Source organism: Micromonospora sp. NBC_01655 (genome assembly GCF_026339755.1).
GTDB lineage: Bacteria > Actinomycetota > Actinomycetes > Mycobacteriales > Micromonosporaceae > Micromonospora.
Genome location: NZ_JAPEQF010000001.1, coordinates 2,341,351 through 2,360,413, shown reverse-complemented (window position 1 = coordinate 2,360,413; position 19,063 = coordinate 2,341,351). Strand labels below are relative to the sequence as shown.

Annotated in this window: 15 protein-coding genes; 5 read left to right on the top strand and 10 right to left on the bottom strand. The window is 75.7% G+C overall.

Annotated elements, in window-relative coordinates; genetic code table 11:
* Positions 1-27: 27 nt before the first annotated feature.
* Both OOK41_RS11260 and OOK41_RS11255 read right to left on the bottom strand, forming a co-directional pair.
* On the bottom strand, positions 28-2,919 hold the full coding sequence (locus OOK41_RS11260) for an AAA family ATPase (protein ID WP_266264432.1): 2,892 nt from the start codon (positions 2,917-2,919) through the stop codon (positions 28-30).
* A gap of 203 nt (positions 2,920-3,122) precedes the next feature.
* Positions 3,123-3,371 carry a hypothetical protein gene (locus OOK41_RS11255; protein WP_243639673.1) on the bottom strand — a complete coding sequence of 83 codons (249 nt, stop codon included), beginning with the start codon at positions 3,369-3,371 and terminating at the stop codon, positions 3,123-3,125.
* 162 nt (positions 3,372-3,533) lie between these two features.
* On the opposite strand from OOK41_RS11255, the gene OOK41_RS11250 reads away from it, so the two are divergent.
* Complete coding sequence (locus OOK41_RS11250; protein ID WP_117669016.1) at positions 3,534-4,223, top strand: DUF4191 domain-containing protein; 690 nt, start codon at positions 3,534-3,536, stop codon at positions 4,221-4,223.
* A gap of 171 nt (positions 4,224-4,394) precedes the next feature.
* Here the strand turns inward: OOK41_RS11250 and OOK41_RS11245 are convergent, their stop codons facing one another.
* Positions 4,395-4,793 (bottom strand): RDD family protein, encoded by a 399-nt coding sequence (locus OOK41_RS11245; protein ID WP_117669017.1) that lies wholly within the window; start codon positions 4,791-4,793, stop codon positions 4,395-4,397.
* A gap of 251 nt (positions 4,794-5,044) precedes the next feature.
* On the opposite strand from OOK41_RS11245, the gene glnA reads away from it, so the two are divergent.
* Positions 5,045-6,469 (top strand): type I glutamate--ammonia ligase, encoded by a 1,425-nt coding sequence (glnA, locus tag OOK41_RS11240; RefSeq protein WP_117669018.1) that lies wholly within the window; start codon positions 5,045-5,047, stop codon positions 6,467-6,469.
* A 208-nt stretch (positions 6,470-6,677) separates the two neighbouring features.
* Here glnA and OOK41_RS11235 read toward each other — a convergent pair whose 3' ends face one another.
* The 4 genes from OOK41_RS11235 to mptB (OOK41_RS11220) all read right to left on the bottom strand — a co-directional run bounded on the left by OOK41_RS11235 (position 6,678) and on the right by mptB (OOK41_RS11220) (position 10,777).
* The gene (locus OOK41_RS11235) at positions 6,678-7,142 is read right to left on the bottom strand and encodes an SRPBCC domain-containing protein (protein WP_266264426.1); all 465 of its coding nucleotides are present in this window, start codon (positions 7,140-7,142) and stop codon (positions 6,678-6,680) included.
* A 14-nt stretch (positions 7,143-7,156) separates the two neighbouring features.
* A complete protein-coding gene (locus OOK41_RS11230; protein ID WP_266264424.1) occupies positions 7,157-7,516 on the bottom strand; it encodes a helix-turn-helix transcriptional regulator in 360 nt (119 codons plus the stop codon).
* 277 nt (positions 7,517-7,793) lie between these two features.
* On the bottom strand, positions 7,794-9,350 hold the full coding sequence (gene mptB, locus OOK41_RS11225) for a polyprenol phosphomannose-dependent alpha 1,6 mannosyltransferase MptB (RefSeq protein WP_266264421.1): 1,557 nt from the start codon (positions 9,348-9,350) through the stop codon (positions 7,794-7,796).
* Between the two features lie 14 nt (positions 9,351-9,364).
* Positions 9,365-10,777, bottom strand: a complete 1,413-nt coding sequence (gene mptB, locus OOK41_RS11220) for a polyprenol phosphomannose-dependent alpha 1,6 mannosyltransferase MptB (RefSeq protein WP_266264419.1) — start codon at positions 10,775-10,777, stop codon at positions 9,365-9,367.
* A gap of 44 nt (positions 10,778-10,821) precedes the next feature.
* On the opposite strand from mptB (OOK41_RS11220), the gene OOK41_RS11215 reads away from it, so the two are divergent.
* Positions 10,822-12,408 (top strand): hypothetical protein, encoded by a 1,587-nt coding sequence (locus OOK41_RS11215; RefSeq protein ID WP_266264417.1) that lies wholly within the window; start codon positions 10,822-10,824, stop codon positions 12,406-12,408.
* A gap of 71 nt (positions 12,409-12,479) precedes the next feature.
* On the opposite strand, the gene OOK41_RS11210 is transcribed toward OOK41_RS11215, so the two are convergent.
* Positions 12,480-15,629 carry a bifunctional [glutamine synthetase] adenylyltransferase/[glutamine synthetase]-adenylyl-L-tyrosine phosphorylase gene (locus OOK41_RS11210; protein ID WP_266267779.1) on the bottom strand — a complete coding sequence of 1,050 codons (3,150 nt, stop codon included), beginning with the start codon at positions 15,627-15,629 and terminating at the stop codon, positions 12,480-12,482.
* A 6-nt stretch (positions 15,630-15,635) separates the two neighbouring features.
* The gene (locus OOK41_RS11205) at positions 15,636-16,403 is read right to left on the bottom strand and encodes a type 1 glutamine amidotransferase (protein WP_117669023.1); all 768 of its coding nucleotides are present in this window, start codon (positions 16,401-16,403) and stop codon (positions 15,636-15,638) included.
* A 128-nt stretch (positions 16,404-16,531) separates the two neighbouring features.
* Between OOK41_RS11205 and OOK41_RS11200 the strand changes: the two genes are divergently transcribed.
* Positions 16,532-17,464, top strand: a complete 933-nt coding sequence (locus OOK41_RS11200) for an LD-carboxypeptidase (RefSeq protein WP_266264415.1) — start codon at positions 16,532-16,534, stop codon at positions 17,462-17,464.
* On the opposite strand, the gene OOK41_RS11195 is transcribed toward OOK41_RS11200, so the two are convergent.
* Entirely contained in the window at positions 17,439-18,350 is a 912-nt protein-coding gene (locus OOK41_RS11195; RefSeq protein WP_266264414.1) for a virginiamycin B lyase, read from the bottom strand. The two genes, OOK41_RS11200 and OOK41_RS11195, sit on opposite strands and share 26 nt — an antisense overlap.
* A 184-nt stretch (positions 18,351-18,534) precedes the next feature.
* Here OOK41_RS11195 and OOK41_RS11190 point away from each other — a divergent pair, with 184 nt between their 5' ends.
* On the top strand, positions 18,535-19,017 hold the full coding sequence (locus OOK41_RS11190; RefSeq protein ID WP_266264413.1) for a hypothetical protein: 483 nt from the start codon (positions 18,535-18,537) through the stop codon (positions 19,015-19,017).
* Positions 19,018-19,063 lie beyond the last annotated feature (46 nt).

The window sequence follows — 19,063 nt, the reverse complement described above, 5'->3', positions numbered from 1 at the left end:
CGGTCGTTCGGGTCGGTGGGGGTGGGGTCAGCGGTCGTCGGGGGCGAGCAGTCCGAGGCGGTGGGCGACCGCGGCGGCCTCGACCCGGTTGCCGACGTCCAGCTTGGCGATGATCCGGGAGACGTGCACGCTCGCCGTCTTCGGCGAGATGAACAGCCGCTCGGCGATCCGGCTGTTGCTCAGCCCCTCGGCGACCAGGCGCAGCACCTCCTGCTCGCGTACGGTCAGCAGGTCGCGCCCGGTGCGGTGGCCGGCCGTGCCGCGCAGCCCGACCCGGCGGGCCAGCGTCGCGGCCCGCTCGGCCAGCGGCGTCGCGCCCAGCTTCGCGGCGATCGCCGCCGTCTCCCGGACCGCCGCCGCGGCCTCGTCCCGTTCCCCCGCCCCGGCCGCCGCCTCGGCCAGCGCGAGCAGCGCCCGCCCCAGCGGGTACGGCGACCCGGCCGCCCGCCATGCCGCGACGGCTGCCCGCCAGGCGGGCAGCGCCGGCGGCCCCTCGGCCAGCAGGGCGGCGACCTCGACGGCGTGGGCCCGCTCCGTCGGGAACCGGGCGGGCAGGTCGACGGCCGGCCCGGCCAGCGCGGCGGCGAGGTCGGCGTCCGGCGCGGCGGCGGCGGCCCGGGCGGCGGCGGCCAGCACCGGCCAGCCCTCCCGGGGCAGCTCGGGCAGGCGCTCGTCGGCCAGCGCGGCCCTCGCGGCGCGGACCGCCCCGGCCGGATCGCCAGCGGCCAGCGCGGCCTCGATCCGCAGTTCGTGCAGCGGCAGCCGGTGGTTCGGCCACAGGTAGGGCCGCCCGAGGAAGGCCAGTGCCCGGCCGACCAGCTCGTCGGCGCGCGGGTGGGCCCGGGCCAGCCGCAGGCCGGCCCGTAGCTGGAGCCAATGCAGCCCGGAGACGCCGGGCGGGTCGGTCCGGGCCGCCTCGACGCACGCCGTGTCGGCCTCGTCCCACCGGCCCAGGGCGATCAGTGCCTCGGCTTTGTTGGAGAGCAGGTACGCCCCGGTGGAGCGGCTGATGCCGACCCGGCGTGCCTCGGCCACCCCGGCGTCGGCCGCCTCGACCGACTCGGCGTACCGGCCCAGCTCGTACAGCACGTCGGAGAGGTGCACCGCCGCGCTGACCAGGGCCGGGGCGTTGCCGGCGGCGCGGGCCAGGGTCTCGGCCCGGCGCAGTTCGGCCAGGCCGAGGTCGGGGGCGCGGTCGGAGCGGCAGATCATGGCGATCCGGGTCGGCAGCAGGGCCAGGTCCTCGCCGACCGCCTCGGCCGCCGTGGTCGCCTCGGCGGCGATCCGCGCGGCCTGCTCGGGGTCGATCCGCACCAGGTGGGCGGCGAGGTCGGCGAGCAGCCGGACCCGCTCCGGCCCGTCCGGCACCCCGGCGGCCAGCCGGTACGCCTCCCCCAGCTCGGCGGTGCCGTCGGCCTTGCCGAGCAGGGCGAGCAGCCGGCCCCGCCGGTCGAACAGCCGGGCCGCCCGCAGCGGCTCGGCGTCCCGGTCCACCTCGGCGAGGGCGGCCCGGGCGAGGGTGGCCGCCCGGTTCAGGTCACCGGCAGTGGTGGCCGCGGCCAGGGTCTCCTCCAGCACGGCGAGGTGGTCCATGCCGAGCCGGTCGGCCGCGTCGGGGACCTGCTCCCACAGCTCCAGCACCCGTTCCAGCAGCCGGCTCTGCTCCGCGTACGCGTACCGCTCGGCGGCGGCGTCCGCGGCGGCGCGGGCGGTGACCAGGGCGCGGGGGTGGTCGTGGGCGGCGTACCAGTGGTGGGCGATCTCGGCCGGGGCGCGGCCGGCGGCGACCAGGTGCGGGTGCGCCTCGATCACGGCGGCGTACCGGGCGTGCAGCCGGGCGTGCTCGCCGGGCAGCAGCTCGTCGTGCACCGCCTCACGCACCAGCGCGTGGCGGAACTCGTAGTCGCCGTCCGGATCGGCCACCACGAGCTGGGCGGCCACGGCGGCGCGCAGCGCGTCCTCCAGCTCCGGCTCGGGCGGGCCGGCGACCTCGGCGAGGAGTTGGTGGGCGAAGCGGGTGCCGCCGGCGGCGGCGATCCGCAGTACCCGCTGGGCCGCGTCGGGCAGCCGGTCGACGCGGGCGAGCAGCAGGTCGCGCAGGGTCTCCGGGAGGGCGGCGCAGCCGACCGGATCACCGGCGGCGGCCAGCTCCTCGATGAAGAACGGGTTGCCCTGGGTACGGGCGTGCACGTCGTCCACGGACCGGGCGGGCGGCTCGGCGCCGAGCAGGTCGGTGAGGATCGCGGCCGTGCCGTCGCGGTCCAGGCGGCCCAGTTCGATCCGCTCGACGCCCCGGGCCCGGTCCAGCTCGGCCAGGAAGGGCCGCAGCGGGTGACCCCGGTGCAGTTCGTCGGTCCGGTACGTGCAGATCAGCAGCAGCCTGGCGGTGCGGGCCGCGCGCACCAGGAAACCGATCAGGTCCCGGGTGGACCGGTCGGCCCAGTGCAGGTCCTCGATCAGCAGCACCAGCGGCTGTGCGGCGGCCAGCCGGTGGAACAGCTCCGCGACCAGGTCGAACAGGTACCCGCGTGGGGCGTCGGACAGCGGTGGGCGGCCGGGCGCGGCGACGCCGGCCGGGACCCGGGCCAGCTCGGGCAGGAGGCGGGCGAACTCCGCCTCGTACCCCTCGAAGGCGCCCGGGCCGTCGCGGCGCAGCACCTCGCGCAGCGCGGCGGCGAACGGCGCGAAGGGCAGGCCCGCCTCGCCGAGTTCCAGGCACTGGCCGACCAGCAGCCGCGCTCCCCCGCCGGTGGCCCGGGAGCCGAACTCCTCCAGCAGCCGGGTCTTGCCGACCCCGGCCTCGCCGCCGACCAGCACCGTGGCCGATTCGCCGGCGCCGGTGCGGGCCAGCGCGTCGTACAGGCTCGTCAGCTCGGACTCCCGGCCGACGAGGACGGTGCTGGCGGCTCGTGCGGTCACGGCAGGAAGCATGCCACGGCCGCCACCGGCATCGCCCCGGCCGACCGGCCCGGTCGCGGCCGATCGTTGCGGCGCCGCCGCCGACGCGGGCTGCGCGAGCCGATCCGCCGCCGCCGCGAACGGAGCCGCCGGGAACGGAGCCGCCGCCGGTGCGGGCGAGGACGCCGCCGGCGCGGGCGGAGCTGCCGGCGGCGTGGGCGGCGTCACCGGCGGGTGTCACCGGTGTGGTGGGAATGGTGGGAGTGGCGGCGGCGGCCGAGCCAGTCGCGGCCGTGCCGGCGGGGCACCGACCGGGCGAGCCGGTCCGCGTCCGCGTCGGCGCGCAGCTCGGCGGCGTGCGCGCGGTGGATGGAGAGCAGGAAGCCTGCGTCGTTGCCGAACATGTCGGGCTCCTCGTGGTGCGGGTTGAGCTGCCGACACTGACTCTCCGCGCGCAGGTCCCCCCGCCGCATGAGGGCAGCACCTGATCTTCGACCGCCCCGCCTCCTTACCAGGCCGTCCGGGCCGCCCCGGAGCGGCGTAAGGTACTCAGCCCGCCGCCGGGAGGGCCCCCGCCTGGGCGGGGCACCGGCCGCGGGTCAACCGGTTGCACGGCGACCACTAGACTCCTCGACATGGCAAAGCCCCAGGAGAAGGTCTCGTTCGGCCAGCGGCTGAAGCAGATCGGGATGGTGTTCCAGTTCACCGCCAAGCAGGACCGGTGGTTCGCGCCGCTGACCGCCGGCGCGGTGCTGATCCCGCTCGCGCTGACCGTGGTCGCGGTGATCCTCTGGGGCTGGCTCTGGCTGCCGCTGGGCATCCTGCTCACCCTGCTCGCCGTGCTGATCGTGCTCAACCTGCGGTCCAACAAGGCGATGATGAACGCCGCCGAGGGGCAGCCCGGCGCGGCGGCGCAGATCATGGAGAACATGCGGGGCGACTGGCGGGTCACCCCGGCGGTCAGCGCCACCACCCAGATGGACATGGTGCACCTGGTCATCGGCCGTCCCGGCGTGATCCTGCTGGCCGAGGGGAACCCGCAGCGGATCCGCGGCCTGCTGGGGCAGGAGAAGCGGCGACTGGCCAAGGTGATCGGCACGGCCCCGCTCTACGACTACGTCATCGGCCAGGACGAGGGCGAGCTGCCGATCCGCAAGCTGCGGATGACGCTGATGCGGCTGCCGCGCAACCTCAGCGGCAAGGACGTCAACGCCCTCGACAAGCGGCTCAAGGCGCTCACCGCCCGCCCGCAGATGCCCAAGGGCGCGATCCCGAAGAACATGCGCCCGCCGCGCAGCGCCTTCCGCCAGACCCGGGGCCGCTGACCCCGCTCCCCCGACCCCACTCCCCCGGCCCCGCGCGCCGGGACGCCCACGTCCCGGGCCGCCCCGAGCACCGCAGCTTCGCGCAGATTCACGGAAAGAGTGGCCTTCCACGGTGGGGAGGCCACTCTTTCCGTGAATCAGCGCGGTGACGAGCGGGGCGGGGGCGGGGCGTCAGGGGCGGGGGGCGGGGGTGATCACCGAGCCGGTGAGGCGGTCGTGCAGGCCGCGGCGGTGCTCGTCCATGAGCAGGGCCGGGATCACCAGGGCCAGCAGGACGCCGCGCAGCAGCGCACGGGCCAGGCCGACCCGGCCGCCGTCGGCCCAGGACAGGCAGCGGATCCGGGTGACGTACATGCCGGGGGTCTGGGCGAACAGGCCGAGGAATAAGGCGTACTCGACGATCAGCACCACGACGGGCGCCCAGCCGTCGCGGACCGGGTCGGCGAAGAAGTTGGACACCAGCAGGCAGAGCACCCAGTCGATCACCAGGGCGCCGAACCGGCGGCCCAGGGAGGGCGGGACGAAACCGGGGTCGGCGGCGGGCGGTGCGGGATGCTGCGGCGTGGTCACAGTCGCCAAGGGTAGTCAGGCGTGCCGGAGTGGCCGGAGTGGCACCGACCGCCGAATCGGACCAAAGGCGGTAATCTGCGTTACAACGCCATGCCGAGTATCGTCCGAACGGACAGCGGATGGCGACTGACCGGCGAAGATGACGCAGCGCGAGCGACGTAACACGACAGAAACACTCAAGATACGGCCGGGCAACCGTGCGGTCATAGCGTCGCCAGGAGCCAGCCACCGTGGACGTGCCAGGAGGACGTGTGTTCGCCAATCCCGAGGAACTCCTGCGATACCTCAAGAACGAGGACGTGAAGTTCGTCGACGTACGTTTCTGTGACCTGCCCGGCGTGATGCAGCACTTCAACCTGCCGGTGGAGTCCTTCGACGACAGCGTCTTCACCGACGGTCTCGCCTTCGACGGGTCGTCGATCCGCGGCTTCCAGGCGATCCACGAGTCGGACATGCTCCTGCTCGCGGACGTCGCGAGCGCCTTCATCGACCCATTCCGCGCGCAGAAGACCCTCGCGCTGAACTTCTTCATCCACGACCCGTTCACCCGCGAGGCGTACTCGCGGGACCCGCGGAACGTGGCGAAGAAGGCCGAGGCGTACCTCGCCGCGAGCGGCATCGCCGACACCGCCTACTTCGGCGCCGAGGCGGAGTTCTACATCTTCGACTCGATCCGCCACGAGACCTCGGCGCACCAGTCGTTCTACTACATCGACTCGATCGAGGGCGCCTGGAACTCCGGCCGGGAGGAGCCGGGCGGAAACCGCGGGTACAAGACCCCGTACAAGGGTGGGTACTTCCCGGTGCCGCCGGTCGACCACTACGCCGACCTGCGCGACAGCATGGTCCGCCGCCTGGTCGACGCCGGCTTCACCGTGGAGCGTTCGCACCACGAGGTCGGCACCGCCGGCCAGTCGGAGATCAACTACAGGTTCTCCACCCTGCTGCAGTCGGCCGACCAGCTCCAGCTCTTCAAGTACCTGATCAAGAACGAGGCCTGGGTCAACGGCAAGACCGCCACGTTCATGCCGAAGCCGCTCTTCGGCGACAACGGCTCGGGCATGCACACCCACCAGAGCCTGTGGCTGAACGGCGAGCCGCTGTTCTACGACGAGACCGGCTACGCCGGCCTGTCCGACATGGCCCGCTGGTACATCGGCGGCCTGCTGCACCACGCCCCGTCGCTGCTGGCCTTCACCAACCCGACGATCAACTCGTACCGCCGCCTGGTGCCCGGCTACGAGGCCCCGGTCAACCTGGTCTACTCGCAGCGCAACCGGTCCGCCTGCACCCGCATCCCGGTGACCGGCAGCAACGCGAAGGCCAAGCGCGTCGAGTTCCGGGTGCCGGACCCGTCGAGCAACCCGTACCTCGCCTTCTCGGCGATGATGATGGCCGGCCTGGACGGCATCAAGAGCAAGATCGAGCCGCCGGAGCCGATCGACAAGGACCTGTACGACCTGCCGCCGGAGGAGTGGGGCTCGGTCAAGCAGGTTCCGGGCTCGCTGCCCGAGGTGCTCGACGCGCTGGAGGCCGACCACGACTACCTGCTCGACGGCGGCGTGTTCACGCCAGACCTGATCTCCACCTGGGTGGAGTGGAAGCGGGCCAACGAGGTCGACCCGGTGCGCCTGCGCCCGACCCCGCACGAGTTCGCGATGTACTTCGACTGCTGAGCCCTCGGGTCAGCACGCTCCCTCAGCACCGGCCGGGCCGGCTCCGCACCCGCGGGGCCGGCCCGGCCGGTTGCGTCCGTCGCCTGACGCACCGCCGCCGGACACACCGTCGCACCCGACTCGACGCGCCCCTGCCCCACCCGCGGGCGGTACGCTGCACCGCCGGTCGCCCCGCCGGCCGACGGGGGGCGGGGCGACCGCTCCCCGTTCAGCGGGCGAGCAGGGCGTCCAGCTTGCCGAAGGAGCTGTCCCAGCCCTCCCGGGCGTCGGCCTCGACCTCCCGGGTGTACGGGCCCTGCCGCAGCACCAGGCGGGTCCGGTCCCCACCCTCGTCGTGGAACTCGATCCGCACCTCCAGCCGGGCCCCGTCCGGGAACCCGGGGACGCCCTGGACCTCCTCGTAGCCGACAAGCAGCTCGTTCTCGACCACCTCGGTGAACGTCGCGTCGACCGGGGAGGTGAAGCTCGGGTCGGTGTCGTTGACCATCGTGAAGCGCTGGTAGCCGCCGGCCCGGGCGTCGACGCTGACGGTCTCCCGGGGCACCGAGAAGCCGACCGGCCCGAACCACTGGGCGAGCTGGTCGGGGTCGGTGAAGGCCCGGTAGACCAGCTCGCGCGGGGCGTCGAAGACCCGGGTGATGACCAGCGTCTCGGTGGCTGCGGTCTCGGTCATGGTGTCGTCCTCTCTCACTGCGTGCTCTCGTCGTCGGTGGGCGTCGCCTGCGCCTGCCGCATCCGCCGCAGGTGCGCGTCGAGCCGGTCGAAGTTCGCGTCCCAGAACTGCCGGTACCGCTCCATCCAGGCCGTCGCCTCTCGCAGCGGCTCCGGGTTGAGACTGCTGGAGCGCCATTGGGCGGACCTGCTCCGGGAGATCAGCCCGGCGCTTTCGAGCACCTTCAGGTGCCGGGAGATCGCCGGAAGGCTGATCGCGAACGGCTCGGCCAGCTCCGAGACCGTGGCGTCCCCCTCGGCGAGCCGGGCGAGGATCGCCCGACGGGTCGGGTCCGCCAACGCCGCGAAGATGACGCTGAGTCGATCGGTTGCCACGCTCTTAACCACCTCGTTAATTAACTTACGCGTTAAACGTAGGTCCCGGCACCGGCCCCGTCAAGCACCTCCGTCGTGTTTCGACCGCCCCCGAGGCCCGGACGCCGCACCGGGGACCGAGTGCCTGATCGCCCCAGCCGCCCGCTTCGACCCCGGCCGCCCGACCGCACCGGGCCGGGTCGCTCGGCGGGTTCGGCGGACCGTCCCGCGGCCGGCCGGCACGCGACCCGCGCCGGCCGCCGCGTGCGATGTCGTAAACGATTCAGCTCCCAAGGCGTCAGGAGGAGATGCCCGGCGCCTCCGGGTCGGCACCACCCGCGTCGGGGCGGGCAGCGCGGGCAGCGCGGGCGGCCACGAACGCCCACCCCGCCCACGCCGCCCACGCCGCCAGCACCACCACCAGCACCGTCATCGCGATCGCGCCGGGGGCCTTGGTGAACCGGGCCAGGTTGCTGCCGTCCGGCAGCGTCAGGACGGCGGCGACGGCGCACGGCAGCACGAACCAGGTGGTCCGCGCGGCCCGGATCACCGAGCCGGCCAGCAGCGTCAGGGGCCAGAGGGCGTACCAGGGGTGGAAGACCGGGGAGAGGGCGACCGTGGCGGCCAGCGCCAGGCCCGCCCCGAGCAGGGCCACCCGGGGGCGGGCCGCCGCCACGGCGCGGGCCCGCCGCCGGACGCCGTTGAGCCGGCGCAGCGACCGCCAGGCCCACCACCACAGGGCCACCAGCAGCACCACGAGCAGCAGCAGGCCGGTGGCCCGGGCCACCGGCACGGCGTCCGGCCGCCGGCCGACCAGTCCCCCTGCGTAGTCGACGACGAAGCCGACGGCGGTCGGCGGCGAGGTCCACTGCGCGGAGTCGGCGCTGCGGGCCAGCCCGCCGACCCAGCCCAGGCCCAGCCCGGAGGCCAGCGAGGTCGCCAGCGCCGCGCCCAGCGCGCCGCCGGCCAGCCAGCCGCCGTCGCGCAGCAGCGCCCGCCAGGTGTACCGGCCGAGCACGGCGGCCAGCGCCGCGAACGGCAGCACCACCACGGCGGTCGCCTTCACCGACACGGCCAGCCCGAGCAGCGCCCCGGCCAGCAGCAGCGGTCGCGGCCGGCCGGGCCGGCGGACCAGCACCAGCAGGGCCAGCAGCAGCAGGCCGAGCGCCACCGCGTCGTTGTGCGCGCCGGCCACCAGGTGCACCCCGACCAGCGGCGCGGCCAGCGCCAGCCAGGCGGCCCGCCGGGTCGGCGCGCCGGCCGCCCGGGCCAGCCCCGGCAGGCAGAGCGCGGTCAGCAGCACCCCCGCCACGGCGTACAGCCGCAGCACCGCGATCGTGCCGGCCAACCCGCCGCCCACGGTCGCCGCCAGGGCGGCGAGCAGCACGAAAACCGGCCCGTACGGCGCGGGGGTGTCCCGCCAGATCGGGGCGACCGAGTCCAGCCACGGGCAACCGGCCGCCGCCACCCCCACCTCGTACGGGTCGCGCCCGTGCGCGTACGACCAGCCCTGGCAGGCGTACGAGTAGACGTCGCGGCTGCCCAGCGGCGGCGTCGCCAGCAGCGGCAGCAGCCAGAGCCCGGCGGTGCGGTACGCCCACCGGGCCGACGGGGCACCCCGGCGCAGCGCCCACCACGCCCCGACCATCAGCGCGGTGCCGGCCAGCCAGCAGCCCAGCACCGCCGGCCCGTGCGGGCCCCGCCAGGTGTCGACCGGGCCGCCGTCGGCGATCTCGGGCAGCGCCCCGCCCAGCCAGCCGGCGACGGCGAGCAGCACTGCGCCGAGCAGCCCGGCCCAACGGGCGAGCGCGGCCCGCCGGCGGGAGGGGGCGGGCGGTTCGCCGGGGACGGTCACCGGCGCACCCCTGTTCAGTCGGCTCCTGCGGCGGCTGGGGTCGGCGCGCGGTCGGCCCTGGCCGACCGTACCAACCGGACGGCCGCCCAGATCAGCAACAGCGTCATCAGCGGCGCACCGGGCAGCTTGGTGTACCGGGCCAGCCCGGTGCCGTCGGGCAGTACCAGGAACGATCCTGCCAACGCCACCCCGGCGAACCAGACGCCGTCGCGGGCGGTGGCGGCGAGCACCGTGAGCGGCCAGATCCAGTACCAGGGGTGCACGATCGGGGAGAACGCGACGGTGGCGGCCAGCGCCAGGCCGGCGTGGAAGAGCGGGTCGCGGGTGCGGGCCCGCCACCAGAGCCAGACCAGCACCACGGCCAGCACGACCACGCCGATCGCCCGGGCCACCGGCAGGGCGTCGACGTGCGCCCCGAAGATCACCGCGAGGTAACCGACGGTCTGCCCGACGGCGGTCGACGGCGAGGTCCACGCGATCACGTCGCCCCCGCTCTCCAGGCCGCTGATCCAGCCGAAATCCAGGCCGGCGGCGAAGGTCACCCCGACCACGGTGGCGACCGCGCCGCCGACGACCCATCCGCCGTCGCGGACCAGCGTCCGGATCCGGTACGGCCCGACCGACGCGGCCAGCGCGGCGAACGGGATCACCACCAGACCGGTGATTTTGATCGACACGGCCAGCCCGAGCAGCACCCCGCCGGCCAGCAGCGGGCCGGGCCGCCCGGGCCGGGCGGCCACCACCGCCAGGCCGGCCACCAGCAGGCCGACCATCAGCGCGTCGTTGTGCGCACCGGCCACCAGGTGTACGCCGATGAGCGGGCTGGCCAGGGCCAGCCAGAGCGCCCGCCCGACGGGGACCCCGCAGCGGCGGGCCAGCACCGGCAGGCAGGCGGCGGTCAGCGCCACCCCGGCGACCGCGAGCACCCGGAACGCGACGACGGCGGCGGTCAACGACCCGGTCGCCTTGATCACCGCGCCGGCGAGTACCACGAACAGCGGCCCGTACGGGGCCGGGGTGTCCCGCCAGATGTACGAGATGGAGTCCAGCCACGGACAGGGCAGCGCGGACACACCCTGCTCGTACGGGCTGATCCCGTTCGCGTAGCTGGCGCCCTGGCAGGCGTACGCGTAGACGTCCCGGCTGGCCATCGGCGGGACGACCAGCAGCGGCAGCAGCCAGAGCCCGACGGTGACCAGGGCCCAGCGCGCGGACGGCGGCCCGTCCCGCAGCGACCACCACGCCCAGGCCATCAGGGCGGTGCCGAGCAGCCAGGCCGCGATGATCAGCGGCCCGTTCGGCCCCTGCCAGATACTGACCGGGTTGGGGCGCAGGTCACCCTTCGGGAACGCCCCGCCGAGGTACGCGGACACGGCGAGCAGCAGGGAACCGGTCAGACCCGTCCAGCGCGCGAGGTGGTGAGGCACGCCCGCCATGCTGCCAGTACGGTGGTCGCGGTACGGAGGTGGGCATGCGACGCGGTGCGGTGGTGGCGGTGTCCGCCGGGTTTTCGGCCGTCCTGGGCGTGGGGTACCTGCTCCTGCCGAGGATGGGCTCCGATCTCTCGGCCCAGGTGGCCCGCGCCGACTTCTTCGCCGCGCACGGCCCCGCCCTGGTGGACCTGCGGTGGTACGGCGGCATCCAGCCCCTCGGCTACAGCCTGGTCTCCCCGCCGGTGATGGCTGTCCTCGGCGTCCGGGTGACCGGCGTCCTCGCGCTGGTGGTCGCGACGGCGGCGTTCGCTGCGCTGCTGGTGCGTACCGGGGTGCCCCGCCCGCTGCTCGGCGGCCTGGTCGGGGCGGTCACCATCGTCGGCAACCTCGTTTCCGGCCGGGTCACCTACGGCCTCGGTGTGGCGTTCGGGCTCGCCGCGCTGCTCGCGCTCACCCTGCCCCCGGACGCCGCTGCGGGGCGACGCCGGCTGCGCGTCGGGCTGGTCGCTGCTGCGGCACTGCTGGCCTCGGCGACCAGCCCGGTCGCCGGCCTGTTCGTCGGGCTGGCCGGGGCCGCGCTGCTGCTCACCCGCCGGTTCGGCGACGGCCTGCTGCTCGGGGTCGCCGCGGCGGCCCCGCTGGCCGTGACCGGGGTGCTGTTCGGCGAGGGCGGCTGGATGAACATCAGCCGCACTGACACGCTGCGCGCCGCGCTGACCAGCCTGGTGGTGGCCGCGCTGGTGGCGTACCGGCCGGTGCGGGTGGGCGCGCTGCTGTCGGCGGCGGGGGTGCTCGTCGCCGCGCTGGTGCACACGCCCGTTGGCCTGAACGCGACCCGCCTGGTGGTGATGTTCGCGCTGCCGGTGCTGGCCGCTGCCGCCCGGCTGCCGGAGCGGGCCACCTGTCGGCTGCCGGCCGCGCTGCGTCGGGGCGGGGCGGCCGGCACCGCCCTGGCGGCGCTGCTGGCCGCCGTCTGCTGGTGGCAGCCCCCGGTGGTGCCGGCCGACCTGCGTGGCGTCGGCGGCCCGACGACCGTGCCGGCCTACTTCGCCCCGCTGCGCGCCGAGCTGGCCCGGCGTGGGCTCACCGGGCGGGTCGAGGTGCCGCCGACCCGCGACTACTGGGAGGCCGCCCTCCTCGGCGACGTCCCGCTGGCGCGGGGCTGGTTGCGGCAGGCCGACATCGCCCGCAATCCGCTCTTCTTCACGACCGTGCCGGGAGCCGCCGGCACCGGCGTTCCGCTGACCGCCGACAGCTACCGGGCCTGGCTAACCGACAACGCCGTGCAGTACGTCGCCGTGCCCGACGCCGACCTGTCCTGGGTGGGGCGCGCGGAGGCGGAACTGGTCGACGGCGGCCTGCCGTACCTGACCGAGGTCTGGTCCGAGCGGCACTGGCGGCTCTACACGGTGTCCGACCCGACCCCGCTGGTGGCCGCCCCCGGGGAGTTGGTGGGGCAGGATGCCGCGTCGCTGACCTTGCGCATGTCGGGCCCCGGAACGGTCCGGGTACGGGTACGACACAGCCGTTGGTTGCGGGTGGACGGTCAGGCGGCGCTCGCCCCGGACGGTGCATGGACCGTGGTGACGGTGCCGAGCGCCGGCAACTACCGCGTCACCGGCTGATTTCTCGTCATAACGTCCCCCTTGGGTCGCGTTCGGATCGACGGGTGGCCAACCGTCCTCGGCGCCGGTGCTCAGGCCCCGGCGTCGAGGACCCGTTCCATCGCCGCGCGGGAGCGGCGGCCGGTGCGCAGGTACTCGTCGAGGAACTCGCCCGGGTCGTCCCGGCCGAGCAGCCGGACCACCCCGGCCAGTTCCACGCCGTGCCGGGGCAACTGGTCCCCGGCCCGGCCGCGCACCAGCATCAGCGCGTTGCGGACCTGCGCGGCCAGGGTCCAGCCGGCCGCCATCTCGCCGGCGTCCGCCGGGTCGACCAGGCCGGCGTCGGCCGCCGCCGCGAGCGCGTCGAGGGTACGCGTGCCGCGCAGCGCCGGCAGCCGGCCGGCGTGCCGGAGCTGGAGGAGCTGCACCGCCCACTCGACGTCGGCGAGGCCGCCCCGGCCCAGCTTGGTGTGGGTGGCCGGGTCGGCGCCCCGGGGTAGCCGCTCGGTCTCCACCCGCGCCTTGATCCGGCGGATCTCGACGATCTGCTCCCGGGTCAGCCCGTCGGCCGGGTAGCGGACCGGGTCGACCATCGCCTCGAACTCCGTACCCAGGTCGGCATCGCCGCAGACGAACCGGGCGCGCAGCAGCGCCTGCGCCTCCCACACCTTCGACCAGCGGGCGTAGTACTGGGCGTACGCGGCGAGGCTGCGCACCAGCGGGCCCTGCCGGCCCTCCGGGCGCAGGTCGGCGTCCACCCCGAGCGGCGGGTCGGGGGCCGGGGCGGAGAGCAGCCGGCGCAGTTCCTCGGCGACGGCGTGGGCGGCGGCGCTGGCCGCGCCCTCGTCCGCCCCGGACGGGGGGTCGTAGACGAACAGCACGTCGGCGTCGGAGAGGTAGTTCGACTCGTACCCGCCGAGCCGGCCCACGCCGATCACCGCGAACCGCAGCCCGGGCAGGCCCGGCTGGGCGGCCCGGGCGGCGCGCAGCGCGGCGGCGAGGGTGGCGTCGGTGACGCCGGCCAGGGCCGTGCCGACGGCGGTCACGTCGGCGAGGCCGAGCGCGGCCCGCCCGTCCGGGTCGGGGCGGGTCGGGGTGGGGGCGAGCGACCCGGCCCGGCTGAGCACGTCGGCGCAGGCGATCCGGACCAGTTCCCGGCGGCGCAACGCGCGCACCGCCCGGGTCGCCTCGACCGGGTCGGCGTGCCGGGCCGCGGCGGCGGCGAAGCCCTCGCAGAGCACGCCGCGGGGGCGGGGGGTCAGCTCGTTCTCCTCGGCCAGCAGCCGCAGCGCCTCCGGCTCCCGGGCCAGCAGGTCGGCCGCGTACCGGGAGGAGCTGAGCACCCGGGCCAGTCGGCGGGCCACCGGGCCGGAGTCGCGCAGCAGCCGCAGGTACCAGGGGGTGCTGCCCAGCTTGTCGGAGACCTGCCGGTAGTTGAGAAGCCCCCGGTCCGGCTCGGGCGCGTCGGCGAACTCGCTGAGCAGCACCGGCAGCAGGGTGCGCTGGATGGCGGCGGTACGGCTCACCCCGCCGGTGAGGGCCTGGAGGTGGCGCAGCGCCCCGGCCGGGTCGGCGAAGCCGAGGATCTCCAGCCGGTGCCGGGCCGCCTCCGGGGTGAGCCGCAGCCCGTCAGCGGGGACCCGGGCCACCGACTCCAGCAGCGGCCGGTAGAGCAGCTTGGCGTGCAGCCGGCGTACCTCGGTGGCGTGGGTGACCCACTCGACGCGGAACTCCTCGACGGCGCTGCGGCCCGGGGTGGCCGCGTAGCCGAGCGCGGCGGCGAGCCAGCGCAGCCCGGCCGGGTCGGCCGGCACGGTGTGGGTGCGGCGCAGGCCCTGGAGCTGGAGGCGGTGCTCGACGCCGCGCAGGAAGCGGTACCCGCGCAGCAGCCCCTCGCCGTCGGCCCGGCCCACGTAGCCGCCGGCCACCAGGGCGCGCAGGGCGGGGATGGTGCCGGGTGCCCGCAGCGCCTCGTCGCCCCGGCCGTGCACCAGTTGCAGCAACTGGACGGCGAACTCGATGTCGCGCAGCCCGCCCGGGCCGCGTTTGATCTCGCGGTCCAGCTCCTTCGGCGGGATGTTGTCGATGATCCTGCGGCGCATCGAGCGGACGTCCTCGACGGCCTCCGGCCGCTCGGCGGCCCGCCAGACCAGCGGGGCGAGCCGGTCGATCCACTCCTGCGACAGCGCCAGGTCGCCGGCCGCCGGGCGGGCCTTGAGCAGCGCCTGGAACTCCCAGGTGCGCGCCCAGCGCCGGTAGTACGCCAGGTGGCTGGCCAGGGTGCGGACCAGCGGGCCCCGGTTGCCCTCGGGGCGCAGCGCGGCGTCGACCGGCCAGGCGACCAGCCCGCAGATGTGGATCAGCCGGGTGGCGACCGTGGTGGCCGCCGGCAGCTCGTCGTCCTCGGCGCAGACGAAGATCACGTCGACGTCGGAGACGTAGTTCAGCTCGCCGCCGCCGCACTTGCCCATCGCCACCACGCCCAGCCGGGGCCGTGGCGTGCCCTCGGGCAGCTCGCCCACCGCGATGTCGTGGGCCGCGCCGAGGGTGGCGTCGGCCAGCGCGGAGAGCGCCGCCATGGTCTGCTCCAGGGCGCGCCCGCCGGTCAGGTCGGCCGCCGCGATCCGCAGCAGGGCCAGCCGGTACGCCTGGCGCAGCACCGCGATCGGCTGGGTGGACGCGGTGACCCGGGCCGCCGCCGCCAGGTCCAGCCGGCCCTCGGCGGCGGGGGCGAGCCCGTCCGGGGCGGTGGCGAGCACCGGCCACTGGTCGGGGTTGGCCACCAGGTGGTCGCCGAGCGCCGACGACGCGCCGAGCACGGCGACCAGCCGCCGGCACAGCCCCGGGTCGGCGTGCAGGGCGTGCAGCAGCGCCGAGTCGGCGGGCCTGCCGGCGACGCCGGTGCCCCCCGGGGCCCGGCGCGCGGGGTCCGCCGGCCCGCCGCCTGCTCCGGTGGCACCCGCGGCCCGGCGCGCACCCGTCGACCCGCCGCCGGTGCTGCCGGCCGCGCGGCGCTCGGCCTCGACGAGGCGGTGCAGCTGGCGCAGGGCCAGGTCCGGGTCGGCGGCCCGGGACAGGGCGGCCAGCAGCTCGGCGGCCCGCTCGTCGACCGGCTCCTGTTCCTCCGGCCGCCACAGGCCGAGCCCGGCCGGGCCGAGCAGGTCGGCGGCCCGGGAGCCGTTGTCGCCGTCGGCGGCGCCGAAGCCGTAGCGGGCCAGCCGGCCCCGGGCCGGTCTGCTGATCACGGGTCAGTGCCCGAGCAGGGGCAGGTTGCGCCGGACGTCGTCGTCGCCCAGCTCACCGAGGGCGAGGGCGGCGAACCGGATCGCGAACGGGTGCCACACCTCCTCCACGTCGGCCATCACCCGGTCGCAGGCGGCCACCACCAGTTCCGGGTCGTAGCCCAGCTCGTCGAGCAGGGCGGAGTCGGTCGCCCAGTCGGCGATCATCGCGGTGTCGCACTCGATGTGGAACTGCAACCCCCAGGCCCGGTCGCCGAGGCGGAACGCCTGGTGCGGGTAGCGGGTGGAGGCGGCCAGCAGGGTCGCCCCGTGCGGCAGCTCGGTGATCTCGTCGACGTGCCACTGGAACACGTCGGGGATCAGCGGCACGTACCGGAACAGCGGGTCGGCCTCGGCGGCGTCGCGGCGGCCGACCACGGCGGGGCCGACCTCGGGCCCGGACGGGCTCCGCTCGGCCAGGCCGGCGTGCGAGGTGGCCAGGAGTTGCGCGCCGAGGCAGATGCCGAGGGTGGGCACCCGACGCCGGACCGCCTTGCGCAGCAGCCCCTCCAGCTTCGGGAACCAGGGCGCCCCGGGGGTGCCGTCGGGCAGCGGGTACGGCTGCTGCGGACCGCCGAGCACCACGAGGGCCACGTACCCGTCGAGGTCGGCGGGCAGTTCGTCCCCGGCGTACGGGCGCAGCACCCGCAGTTCCAGGCCCCCTTCCACCAGCCAGTCCCCCAGCCGTCGGGGGTCGTCGGTCGGATCGTTCTCGATCACCAGTGCGGTTGCCACGCCGTCGAGGCTATCGGGTGCCCCGCCCGCGGCCCGGAACGCCTCGGCGCGACGCCTCCCGGGACGGCACCGGCCGGACGCCGGCGGGCCGGCCCGGGGGTCCCGGCCGGCGGCTAGGCTCAGCGGCTGTGATCACCGACGACGCCGTCCTGCGCCCACCGGTCCTGCGGCCCGGGGACACGGTGATGCTGGTGTCCCCGTCGGGGCCGACCCGGCCGGAGCGGGTGGCCCGGGGCGTCGAGCTGCTCACCGGCTGGGGGCTGCGGCCGGTCCTCGCGCCCAACGTGTACGCCCGGCGGGGTTACCTGGCCGGGGCGGACGAGTTGCGCGCCGCCGACCTGAACACGGCGTTCGCCGACCCGGCGGTACGCGGGGTGGTCTGCACCCGGGGCGGCTACGGCGCGCAGCGGGTGGTGGACGCCGTCGACATGGCGGCGGTGCGCCGGGACCCGAAGGTGGTGGCCGGCTTCTCCGACATCACCGCGTTGCAGTTCGCCCTCTGGCGTGGTGCCCGGCTGGCCGGCGTGCACGGCCCGGGCGCGGCCTGGCTGGACGAGCGCACCCCGCTGCGCTCGTCCGAGTCGCTGCACGCCGCGCTGATGACCACCGAGCCGGTCACCGTCGCCGCCGGGCCCGGGGAGGAGACCTTCGCCGTCCGCGTCCCCGGCCGCGCCACCGGGACGCTGCTCGGCGGCAACCTCTGCCTGGTCGTCGCCTCGCTGGGCACCCCGGACATGCCGGACCTGACCGGGGCCGTGCTGCTGGTCGAGGATGTCGGGGAGCCGCCGTACAAGGTGGACCGGATGCTGACCCAGCTCCGCCGGGCCGGCGCGCTGGCCGGCCTGGCCGGGGTGGCCGTCGGGCAGTTCACCGACTGCGCCGACGGCTGGGACACCAGCGTCGCCGACGTGCTGACCGAGCGTCTCGGCGACCTCGGCGTCCCGGTTCTCGGCGGCCTGCCGATCGGCCACGGACATGGCCAGCTCACGGTCGGCGTGGGCGTCCCGGCCACCCTCGACGCCGACGCCGGCACCCTCACGGTCGCGCCCGCCGTCCGCTGACCCCTCCGGGGGTCAGGTGGGCGACCGCGCCGCGTTCCAGGGCGGCGTGGACCGTGCCGTCGGGCAGGACCGCGAGGCCGTGCGGCTCCGAGTCCGGGGTGGGCAGGTCGTACGCGTCGACGCGGCCGTCGGGGGTGACATGGCCGATGCGGTTGGCCGCCCACTCGGTGAACCAGCAGCCGCCGGCCGGGTCCGCGACGATCGCGTGCGGCCGGGCGGCCCGGTCTGGCAGCGGGTACTCCTCGATCCGGCCGTCCGGGGTGATCCGGCCGAGCTGGCCGGCGGCGATCTCGACGAACCAGAGGGCCCCGTCGACGCCCAGCGTGATGCCGACCGGCCCGGCGGCGTCGGTGGGCAGCGGGTGCAGGCGCACCGCGCCGTCCAGCGCGATCCGGCCGACGGCGTTCGCCTGGTTGAGGGTGAACCACAGGGCGTCGTCCGGCCCAGCCGTGATCATCGACGGGAATCCGCCGCTGACCGGCAGCGGGTACGCGGTCACCGTCCCGTCGGTACCGACCCGGCCCACGGTGTCGTTGCTCATCCCCGCGTACCAGAGGGCGCCGTCGGGGCCGGCGGCGATGCCGCACGGTGCGCTGCCGGCCGGCAACGCGACCGACGTGGCCGACCCGTCGGTGGTGACCCGGCCGATCCGGTCGTCCCCGGAGCGGGTGAACCAGAGCGCGTTGTCCGGGCCGGCCGCGATGACCAGCGGGCGGCTCGCCGGGTCGCCGGGGTGGGTCCACACCGCGCCGTCGGCGGTCACCCGGGCGATCCCGCCGGTGCGGACCAGGGTCAGCCACAGCGCGCCGTCCGGCCCGGCGGTGATCCCGTACGGCCCGCAGCCCGCGTCCGGCAGGACGGTCTCTCGGATGGTGGGGGTGGTCAACGGGTGCCCGCCTCTCTGCTCGACTCGATCCCACCCTTTATGCCGGACCATCCCGTGGCAACTGGTTTGTCCCCGATTCGAAACCGGATTTTCAGCTTCCTGACAGGTTCGCCACGGCCCTCACCCAGCTCACTCCATCACTGTCGGTGAGGTCATCGCATCCGAGCGACGAAGTGGAGAACGAATGTCCCGCACGATTTCCAAGAAGCAGTTGCTGGCCGGCCTCGCGGCGGCGGGCGTACTCACCGTGGGGATCGCGGCGCCGGCCGTCGCGTTCGCCGAGGACAGCTCGACCCCGACCCCGAGCGCGAGCAGCAGCGAGGGCACCGACCGGCAGCAGCAGCGGGCCGACCGGCAGTCCGAGTTCGCCGAGGCGCTCGCCAAGGAGCTGGGGGTCTCCACGGACAAGGTGACCGCGGCCCTGGACAAGGTGCGCGAGCAGCACAGGGCCGACCGGCCGGAGCGGGGCGAGCGGGGCGAGCGCCCCGACGCCGCCGACCGGCAGGCCAAGCTGAAGGATCGGCTGGACCAGGCCGTCAAGGACGGCAAGCTCACCCAGGAGCAGGCCGACGCGATCACCAAGGCCGTCGAGGCCGGGGTCTTCCCCGGCGGGGGTGGCCGCGGCCACGGCGGCGGCCCGGCGGGCGGCGAGTCCGCCGGCAGGTGACGCCTCTCACGTGACGCGCCCGTGCCGCGGGCCGCGTGACACCTGA